The sequence below is a fragment of the Shewanella sp. 0m-6 genome (assembly GCF_052977325.1).
The window spans coordinates 76682-86639 of the sequence record NZ_JBRIMD010000019.1 but is presented as its reverse complement, the minus strand read 5'-3'; the positions used below and the strand labels follow the sequence as shown (position 1 = coordinate 86639).

The 9958-nt window shown below is 43.8% G+C and carries 6 protein-coding genes and 3 tRNA genes; all 9 read right to left on the bottom strand.

The genetic code is table 11. The features are described from left to right. Positions 1-472: 472 nt before the first annotated feature. A complete protein-coding gene (locus ACVBJC_RS14685; protein ID WP_447161597.1) occupies positions 473-2338 on the bottom strand; it encodes a SurA N-terminal domain-containing protein in 1866 nt (621 codons plus the stop codon). Positions 2339-2552: 214 nt separating this feature from the next. Next, positions 2553-2825 (bottom strand): HU family DNA-binding protein, encoded by a 273-nt coding sequence (locus ACVBJC_RS14680; RefSeq protein WP_447161596.1) that lies wholly within the window; start codon positions 2823-2825, stop codon positions 2553-2555. Between the two features lie 256 nt (positions 2826-3081). Next, a complete protein-coding gene (gene lon, locus ACVBJC_RS14675) occupies positions 3082-5439 on the bottom strand; it encodes an endopeptidase La (protein ID WP_447161595.1) in 2358 nt (785 codons plus the stop codon). 148 nt (positions 5440-5587) lie between these two features. Next, positions 5588-6865 (bottom strand): ATP-dependent protease ATP-binding subunit ClpX, encoded by a 1278-nt coding sequence (gene clpX / locus ACVBJC_RS14670; protein WP_447161594.1) that lies wholly within the window; start codon positions 6863-6865, stop codon positions 5588-5590. Positions 6866-6949: 84 nt separating this feature from the next. After that, entirely contained in the window at positions 6950-7561 is a 612-nt protein-coding gene (gene clpP / locus ACVBJC_RS14665; protein WP_447161593.1) for an ATP-dependent Clp endopeptidase proteolytic subunit ClpP, read from the bottom strand. Positions 7562-7650: 89 nt separating this feature from the next. Then, positions 7651-8955, bottom strand: coding sequence for a trigger factor (gene tig, locus ACVBJC_RS14660; protein ID WP_447161592.1), 1305 nt, complete (start codon positions 8953-8955; stop codon positions 7651-7653). Between the two features lie 255 nt (positions 8956-9210). Next, a tRNA-His gene (locus ACVBJC_RS14655) sits at positions 9211-9286 on the bottom strand. 8 nt (positions 9287-9294) lie between these two features. After that, a tRNA-Arg gene (locus ACVBJC_RS14650) sits at positions 9295-9371 on the bottom strand. Positions 9372-9434: 63 nt separating this feature from the next. Then, a tRNA-Pro gene (locus tag ACVBJC_RS14645) sits at positions 9435-9511 on the bottom strand. Positions 9512-9958 lie beyond the last annotated feature (447 nt).

Here is a 9958-nt window from a genome sequence, read left to right as displayed (position 1 = left end):
CTTTGCTTTTTTGCTCTCCTTCGTGATCTCCGTGAAAGCGGAGCGCTTCGTGGTAAATAAGCTCTAAAGTAAAAGCCCCACGAAGGACACAGAGCGCTGCGCTACACGAAGAAATCCATCGGCAAGATTAACTATAAGATAATAGCTTTGCTTTTTTGCTCTCCTTCGTGATCTCCGTGAAAGCGGAGCGCTTCGTGGTAAATAAGCTCTAAAGTAAAAGCCAATGCGATACACCACGAAGGACACTGAGCGCTGCGCTACACGAAGAAATGCATCAGCAAGATTAACTATAAGATAATAGCTTTGCTTTTTTGCTCAACTTCACGACCGCTCTACTTCATGATCTCCGTGAAAGCGGAGCGCTTCATAGTGTGGCAGTTTATTCAGCCCATAAAAAACCGGCCTCAGCCGGTTTTTTTAATGCCTCTATGAGGCGCACTGCTATTTATTAGTAGCGCATATTCAGCAATTCTTATTCAGCAACAGGGTATAAAACCTCACCCTTAGCTTTTAGCGTTGCAATCACAGCGCGGTAATCGTTTTCACTGTACTGAGAGCTCAAACGTTGCTTCAGTGCATCAAGCAAAGACGCATCAACGCCTTCAGCCGCATTCACTTGCTTCAACACAACAACTGCATAACCGTTTGCTAGCGCTACAGTATCAACAGATGGCTTATCTGTAGGCTGTGCCATTGCAAAAGCTTTATTCACAATCGCGCCATCTACATCTTGAGCAAAGCGTGCAAGCTTATCTTGAACAACAAAATCAGCAGGTACACCAGACGCTTCCACAGCAGTCATCAGCTCTTGTGCTTGCTTGCGTGCAGCTTCATTAGCTTGCTCTTGCTTTAAGCGGTTAGCAATTGCATTACGCACATCAGCTAAATCCATTGTGCCTGCCGCTTTATGGGTATTGACGCGAATAACCACAACATGGTTCGGCTCAACTTCTAATACATCACTGTTCATACCATCGAGTAGCACATTCGAAGAGAATGCTTCATTGAGCAACTCTGGCTTGCTAAATAGTTCTGGCGGATTAGAACGAGTAAACTCAGCGGTGGTTTGAACTTCAACACCAAGATCCTTCGCCGCTTCAACCAGCGTATCAGGTACTTCGTAACTGCTATCAGCCAATACTTGCTGTAGCTCGTAGAACTTATCTACCGCTTGCTTATCTTGCAGCTGAGCAATAATTTTCTCTTTAACATCAGCAAATGGTGCTTGAGCGCCAGGCTGAATATCAAGCGCCTTAATAATGTGGTAACCAAAGTTTGTTTTCACAACATTTGAGTATTCACCTTTATTAAGTGCAAATAGCGCTTGGTCAAATTCAGGCTCCATTACGCCCGCTTCAAACCAATCTAGTTGACCGCCTTGCTCACCGCTAAAGGTATCTTCAGATTCAGTCTTGGCTATTTCAGCAAAATCCGCACCGTCTTGAAGCTGCTTATAGATTGCTTCTGCTTTAGCTTTCGCAGCAGAATCATCATCACCTAACTGCACTAAAATATGCGCAGCTAAACGCTTCTCTGCTTGAGTATACTGAGCTTGGTGTTCGTCGTAGTAAGCTTGTGCGTCAGCATCTGTTACAGTTACATCGCTAGCTAAGTCTTTTGCATCAAGTTCAATGTAATCAAGACTCACAACTTCTGGGCGAATAAATTGGCCAAGGTTTGAATCGTAATATGTCTTGATCTGCTCATCGGTCACACTGATATCAGCAAGGAACGGTGTTGCATCGATAACTTTGTAATCAATGTCACGAGTTTGACCTTGAAGATCAGCTAAATACTTAGCTTCACCAGGTAAAACAAATTCAGAGCCTATTAACGTCGCAACAAGTTGGCGGCGAGTCATATCAGTACGCATCATGTCGCGAAAAGAGTTGGCTTGGTAGCCTAGCTGACGCAAAATAGCTTGATAACGGTCATTATCAAAGTGGCCATCAGTTTGGAATGCTGGCTCAGCCTTGATAGCAGCGATAACCTGTGCATCAGATACGCGCAATCCTAACTCTGCTGCGTTTTGATCCAGCAGCTTCTCAGCCACTAAACGCTCCAACACACTTTGCTTAACACTTTGCATATAGTTGTCATCAGCAGACAAGGTGGCAAACATGTCGCCTAACTGTTGCTCCAAACGACTACGTTCGTTTTGATATGCTTGTTCTAAAGCTGAGTTGCTGATCTCTTCACCATTTACGGTAGCAGCTGCAACCTCAGTTGAAGAACCCAAATAACTACTTACACCTGTAAATGCAAATGAAAGTATCACTAGGACTAATATGCTTTTAGCAATGACACCCTGTGAGCCTTCGCGAATCTTTTCTAACATCAGACTTCTCGCTTGTTGCGATTAATAAAATAAAAAGGCGCATCACTGTTTGGATGCGCCTTTTTGTAATTTAAAGGAGGAGAAAATAAAAAACCTTCAGACTCCTGCTGGCAAAATTAAGGTGATACTTAACTTGTGCCCTTTCTATTTGTAAAAAGCACTGACAATCAGTGCTTTCTTCAAAAGCCTTACAAAGGCTGCATTGCTAACTTTATTAGTTAACAGCGTCTTTTAGAGCTTTACCAGCTTTGAACGCTGGAATATTTGCTGCAGCGATTTTGATCTCAGCACCCGTTTGTGGGTTACGACCAGTACGCTCTGCACGTTGACGCACTTCGAAAGTACCGAAACCAACAAGAGCAATCTTATCGCCTTCTTTAAGGCCGTCAGTAATAGCGCCGATGAAAGAGTCTAATGCACGGCCAGCTGCCGCTTTAGAAATGTCAGCACCAGAAGCGATTTTCTCGATTAGTTCAGATTTGTTCATGTCATCCCCTTGAATGTAATTTTTGCGCCGCACCCAAATTCTTGTCTAGAGCGGTCTGCGGAGGCTTTTTATAACAAGCTTAGAACCAAAGTTCAAGCCTTATAGGAAAACCAAATAAATAAATTAGGATACTACTCAAAACCAGTCACTCCAAGGGCTGGAGCGACTGACTCTCCACAGACTTAGGCTACCACAGCTTGATAGCTAGGTAAGCCCTTTTTACTGTTTTTTTAAAGCATTCCTGCAATTTATTGCGTTAGTCCACGTTTTCTACGACTTCGAAGCCTTCAACTGGTCGCTCTAACGCCAACTTAAGTACCTCATCAACCCATTTCACCGGGTAAATTTTCAGATCGGCAATAACGTTTTGAGGAATTTCTTCCAAATCACGCTCATTTTCTTTTGGAATAAGAACAACTTTCGTTCCACCACGATGGGCAGCCAGTAGTTTTTCTTTCAACCCGCCGATAGGTAATACTTCACCGCGAAGAGTAATCTCACCTGTCATTGCTACATCAGCACGCACAGGGTTACCTGTTAAGCTCGATACCAGTGCTGTACACATTGCTGCGCCAGCCGATGGACCATCTTTTGGTGTCGCACCTTCTGGTACGTGCACGTGAATATCACGCTTTTCGTAAAAGTCAGGGTTAATGCCTAGCTGCTCTGCACGCGCACGAACAACTGTCATTGCCGCTTGAATCGACTCTTGCATTACATCGCCAAGTGAACCGGTATAAGTCAGCTTGCCTTTACCGGGCACTGAAGTGGCTTCAATCGTTAGCAAGTCGCCACCGACTTCAGTCCATGCCAAGCCAGTAACTTGACCAATCTGGTTATTAGACTCTGCTTTACCGTAGTCACAACGCTGTACACCCAGGAATGACTTAAGGTTATCTTGGTTAACTTCAACGTGCTTAATGCTCTTATCCAGCAAAATCTGTTTAACCACTTTACGGCAAATTTTTGATAATTCGCGCTCTAATGCACGTACGCCCGCTTCACGAGTGTAGTAACGAATAATGCCGATAATAGCACTGTCATCTACTGTCACTTCTTTCGCTTTTAGGCCGTTACGCTCAATCTGCTTCGGCAGCAAGTGTTGCTTAGCAATATTGAGCTTTTCATCTTCGGTGTAGCCCGACAAACGAATCACTTCCATACGATCTAATAATGGACCAGGAATATTCATCGAGTTAGATGTCGCCACGAACATCACATCAGATAAGTCATAATCGACTTCCATATAGTGATCACTAAACGTTGAGTTTTGCTCTGGATCTAACACTTCAAGCAATGCAGAAGCCGGGTCACCGCGCATATCACTGCTCATCTTGTCGATTTCATCGAGCAAGAACAGTGGGTTTTTAACGCCCACTTTAGCCATTTTCTGAATAACCTTACCTGGCATTGAACCAATATAAGTACGACGATGACCACGGATCTCGGCCTCGTCACGCACGCCGCCTAAGGCAACACGTACATACTTACGACCGGTTGCTTTAGCAATTGACTGACCCAGAGAGGTTTTACCTACACCTGGTGGCCCAACTAAACAAAGAATCGGGCCTTTAAGCTGCTTTACTCGGCTTTGAACCGCTAGATACTCAAGAATGCGTTCTTTGACTTTTTCAAGACCAAAGTGGTCTGTATCTAATACATCTTGTGCTTTAGCCAAGTCACGTTTAATTTTTGATCGCTTATGCCAAGGCACTGAGACCATCCATTCAACATAACTTCTCACCACAGTTGCTTCAGCAGACATGGGTGACATCATTTTTAATTTATTCAGTTCAGCAGAGGCTTTTTCTTTTGCCTCTGTAGGCATTTGCGCCTCTTCAATCTTTTTCGCTAAACTTTCAAATTCATCATGAGATTCGTCAATATCACCCAGCTCTTTTTGAATCGCTTTCATTTGCTCATTCAAATAGTACTCGCGCTGACTCTTCTCCATCTGCTTTTTCACACGGCTACGAATGCGTTTCTCAACCTGTAACAGGTCAATTTCAGCTTCCATCATCGCCATCAAATATTCGATACGCTCGCTAACATTAACCATTTCAAGCACAGACTGTTTGTCTTCAAGCTTAAGTGGCATATGGGCAGCCATGGTATCAGCAAGTCGTGCAGCTTCATCGATCCCTGACAACGAGGTCAATACCTCTGGTGGGATCTTCTTATTGAGTTTGATGTAACCTTCAAATTGCCCAACAGCTGTACGAATAAGCACTTCCTCTTCTTTTTCAGACAGAGGTTCTGACTCAAGGAAGTGAGCAGTCGCTTGAAAAATCTCATCTTGCTCAGAGTAGTTGTCGATGCGTGCACGCTGCCCGCCTTCAACCAATACTTTTACCGTGCCATCTGGCAACTTAAGTAACTGTAAAATCGACGCGACTGTACCAACGTCAAAAATATCATCGCTAGTTGGATCGTCTAACTCTGCATCTCGCTGAGCGACTAAAATGATTTGCTTATCTTGCTCCATTGCTTTTTCTAAGCAACGAATAGATTTCTCTCGACCGACGAATAACGGAATTACCATGTGGGGATAAACCACCACATCTCTTAGTGGTAGTACGGGTAGTTCGATTCGCGCATCACGCTCTAGGGTCATAGCTCGATTCCGTTTTTTATGATTACTAATGAGTATATTGGGATGATTGGATAGGATTCAATGGCGAAAAAAAATTATTTAAAAAAGTGTACAAAAAAGGAGCCAATTTGGCTCCTTTTCAACTCACCATCAAACTATAGGTGAAATTTTATTCAGCTGTTGCAGCTTGCGCTTCGTTGTTAGCGTAAATCAGTATAGGTGTTGATTCACCTTTAACCACTGATTCATCGATAACCACTTTAACAACATCATCTGTCGATGGAAGATCATACATAATATCAAGTAGGATCCCTTCAACGATTGAGCGAAGACCACGAGCACCGGTCTTACGAGTTTGCGCTTTAAGGGCAATCGCCTTTAACGCATCTTCTCTAAACTCAAGCTCTACATTTTCCATCTCAAATAATGCAGCAAACTGTTTAGTGATCGCATTCTTTGGCTCTGACAGAATTTGGATTAACGCTTCATCGTCAAGCTCAGACAGTGTCGCAAGTACAGGTAGGCGACCGATAAACTCTGGGATCAAGCCGAACTTAACTAAGTCTTCTGGTTCCACTTCTAACAGTGAATCCGAGATAGTCTTCTTATCAGCTTCACCTTTTACTTTGGCGCCAAAACCAATACCAGTACCGACATGAGCACGCTGTTCGATGACTTTTTCCAGACCTGCGAACGCACCGCCACAAATAAACAAGATCTTAGAGGTATCAACCTGTAAAAACTCTTGCTGTGGATGCTTACGACCACCTTGTGGTGGTACTGCTGCAACAGTACCTTCGATCAGCTTAAGTAGTGCTTGCTGCACCCCCTCACCCGATACGTCACGCGTAATTGATGGGTTGTCAGACTTGCGACTGATTTTATCAATCTCGTCGATGTAGACAATACCACGTTGCGCTTTTTCAACGTCGTAGTCGCACTTTTGCAGTAGCTTCTGAATGATGTTCTCGACATCTTCACCTACGTAACCCGCTTCAGTTAGCGTTGTCGCATCTGCCATCGTAAATGGTACATCAAGAACACGTGCCAACGTTTCGGCTAACAAGGTTTTACCGCTACCGGTTGGACCAATTAGCAAGATGTTACTCTTGCCAAGTTCTACGCCATCTTTAGGGCTCGCATTTTTAAGACGCTTGTAGTGATTATACACTGCGACTGCAAGCACCTTCTTCGCTTTATCTTGACCGATTACATAATCATCCAAATGCGCTCTTAGCTCATGAGGCGTAGGCAACTTGTCTTGATCTTGCTTTGGTGAGATCTCTTTAATCTCTTCTCTAATAATGTCATTGCAGAGTTCAACACACTCGTCGCAAACATATACAGAAGGCCCAGCGATGAGTTTTCTTACTTCATGCTGGCTCTTACCACAAAAAGAGCAGTACAGCAGTTTTCCGCCGTCACCGTTACCTTTGTCTTCACCCATTACTTTACCTCTGTTTGCAGTAATCCTACTGCCTAAATCTTTTCATTACTTCATATTTGAGCATAGCTCAGAGGAGAGTAAAAATCAGCCTCGTTTTGCTATCACTGAATCGACCAATCCGTATTCAGCAGCTTCAGCTGCGCTCATGAAGTTATCACGGTCTGTATCACGTTCAATCACTTCAAGAGGCTGGCCAGTATGCTCAGCTAACATAGAGTTAAGCTTGTTCTTAATGCCCAGGATCTCTTGAGCATGAATAGCAATATCTGATGCCTGACCTTGGAAGCCACCTAATGGCTGATGGATCATTACTCTTGAATTTGGTAAGCAATGGCGCTTGCCTTCTGCACCGCCTGCTAATAAAAATGCGCCCATGCTCGCCGCTTGACCAATACACACTGTGCTCACATTTGGCTTAATAAACTGCATAGTGTCATAAATAGCCATACCCGCAGTCACGCTGCCACCTGGTGAGTTAATGTATAGATAGATATCCTTATCTGGGCTCTCTGATTCCAAAAACAGTAACTGAGCAACGATAAGGTTAGCCATATGTTCTTCAACTTGGCCAACGAGAAAGATCACTCGCTCTTTTAAAAGGCGAGAATAGATATCATATGAACGTTCACCCTTAGCTGTCTGTTCGACAACCATAGGAACGAGTGCGTTAAGTACTGATTCTGGCGCTTTGTGCATGATTAACTTCCCTAAATAAAAATGGCCCGCATGAGGAACCTCATACGAGCCATTATAAATGGCTAATAGCCATTTAAGTCAAGCGATGGTTACGCGCGACCTGTAGCCTTGTTCATAAATTCTTCAAATTTGACTGCTTTTTCAGTCAAAGTTGCAGTTTTTAACAAAGCTTCAACCGCTTGCTCTTCTAGAGCAACGTTACGCATGTTCTGCATAAGTTCTTCGTTACCATTGTAGTATGCTACAACTTCACTTGGATCTTCGTATGCAGAAGCCATAGAAGCGATCAAACCTTGAACACGCTCATCTTCAGCTTTAAGCTCGTTAGTCTTGATCACTTCGCCAAGTAGTAGACCTACTTTAACGCGACGTGCAGCTTGCTCAGTGAATAGATCAGCTGGTAGCTCAGGCATGTTTGCAGCTTGGTCGCCGAAACGTTGCATAGCTTGCTTGCGCAATACTTCAACTTCGCCGTCGATTAGTGCTGTTGGCAATTCGATGTCGTTTTGCTCAACTAGACCATTAAGCACTTGCTCTTTAACATTCGCTTTAAGCGCTTGCTCAAGCTCACGGCTCATGTTTTTGCTGATTTCAGCGCGAAGAGCATCGATGCCACCTTCAGTGATACCGAATAATGTAGCAAACTCATCGTTAACTTCAGGAAGGTTAGCCGCTTGAACTTCGTTCAGAGTAATAGCGAAAGTTGCTACTTTACCCTTCAAGTTTTCTGCGTGGTAATCTTCAGGGAAAGTCACTTCGATATTGAACTCTTCACCTGCTTTGTGACCTTCAACACCAGACTCGAAACCTGGGATCATACGGCCGCTGCCTAGTTGTAGTTCGAAATCGTCAGCTTTGCCGCCTTCAAACTCTTCACCGTCGATTGAACCAACAAAGTTGATTTTAGCTTTGTCGCCTTCAGCCGCTGCGCGGTCTGCTACTTCAAAAGTAGCGTGTTGGTTACGTAGCGTTTCAATCATAGCGTCAACGTCAGCTTCTGTTACTTCAGCAGTAGGCTGCTCAACAGTGATTGACTCTAGACCTTTTAGCTCTACTTCTGGGTAGATTTCAAAAGTAGCAACAAACTCAAAGTTTTCGCCTTCAGTTGAACCAGGAGTTAACGTTGGTGCGCCTGCTGGGTTTAACTTCTCAGCAATGATTGCTTCAACGAAGTTACGCTGCATCACTTCACCAGTGATATCTTGACGAATTGCATTACCATAACGCTTATTAATAACGCTTACAGGTACTTTTCCTGGACGGAAACCTGGGATACGGGCACGCTTAGCTTCGCTTTTTAATGCTTCTTTAACAGTGTTCTCGATCTGCTCAGCAGGTACAGAAATTGTTAGGCGACGCTCTAGGCCTTGTGTGGCTTCAACAGAAACTTGCATTTTTTTACCTCGAAATATGTCTATCGTCCTTTGCAATAGTCGAAAAATCAACTATTCAGGTATTCGTTTCTTGATCCGTAAATTTCACCAAAATGCCCATAATTACTGAAGATCGGCACAGGTATCTTTTAGTTGATAATTATCAAGACGCGACATTATAGCTATGGAATGCGCCAGAGTCGAGCCTCAAAGCGTGATTTACAGGTGTAAAAAAAGCGACCTGAGGTCGCTTTCTTAACTTCTTTGCAGAATGAGTGGGGTGACTGATGGGGTTCGAACCCACGACAACCGGAATCACAATCCGGGACTCTACCAACTGAGCTACAATCACCACAAAAATGGTACGCCCGGCAGGATTCGAACCTGCGGCCACCCGCTTAGAAGGCGGGTGCTCTATCCAACTGAGCTACGGGCGCTCGGTAATGAAATAAATTCCATTTCCTGAACTGGGCAACTAACGTGTCACGCTAGTTTAAATGTGGTCGGTGATAGAGGATTCGAACCTCTGACCCTCTGGTCCCAAACCAGATGCGCTACCGGGCTGCGCTAATCACCGAAATTTGAAACCTAATGTAAAGTACGTTTTCACGCTGGGACACCCTTTACTGTTTCTGGCTCTCAAGGACAACAACTTGCTGCTCGTTGAGAACGGAGCGCATAGTACCCCCGCACCTAAAAGTCGTCAATGACTTTTTTAAAAAATACACTCACATGGCTATTTAACACACTAACGGGTGCAGCTTTGACCATTGTGGCCAAAATTAAGACTACGCAGAGTGATTTGCTGCTAATGACTAACTAAAGTGACATAACTGGTATTTAAAACCAAACTTCAATACAGTTAATACTGCAATCAATTGCCTAAAGCTTAATACTGCAACCAAATGACTAAGCTAACCTTGTTCCATACAGAAAGTTATTATCCGTATATTAGAATTGTTTGTTAACAGTCTAAATCAATGACACCCTTGGTCTGTCCTGTTAAAATGCAGCCGTTTTCCAT

What these genes read in the sequence shown, in the direction of transcription:
- ACVBJC_RS14685 (WP_447161597.1), bottom strand. Translation starts at nt 2,338, where the DNA reads ATGTTAGAAAAGATTCGCGAAGGCTCACAGGGTGTCATTGCTAAAAGC.
- tig (WP_447161592.1), bottom strand. Translation starts at nt 8,955, where the DNA reads ATGCAAGTTTCTGTTGAAGCCACACAAGGCCTAGAGCGTCGCCTAACA.
- clpX (WP_447161594.1), bottom strand. Translation starts at nt 6,865, where the DNA reads ATGGGTGAAGACAAAGGTAACGGTGACGGCGGAAAACTGCTGTACTGC.
- clpP (WP_447161593.1), bottom strand. Translation starts at nt 7,561, where the DNA reads ATGCACAAAGCGCCAGAATCAGTACTTAACGCACTCGTTCCTATGGTT.
- lon (WP_447161595.1), bottom strand. Translation starts at nt 5,439, where the DNA reads ATGACCCTAGAGCGTGATGCGCGAATCGAACTACCCGTACTACCACTA.
- ACVBJC_RS14680 (WP_447161596.1), bottom strand. Translation starts at nt 2,825, where the DNA reads ATGAACAAATCTGAACTAATCGAGAAAATCGCTTCTGGTGCTGACATT.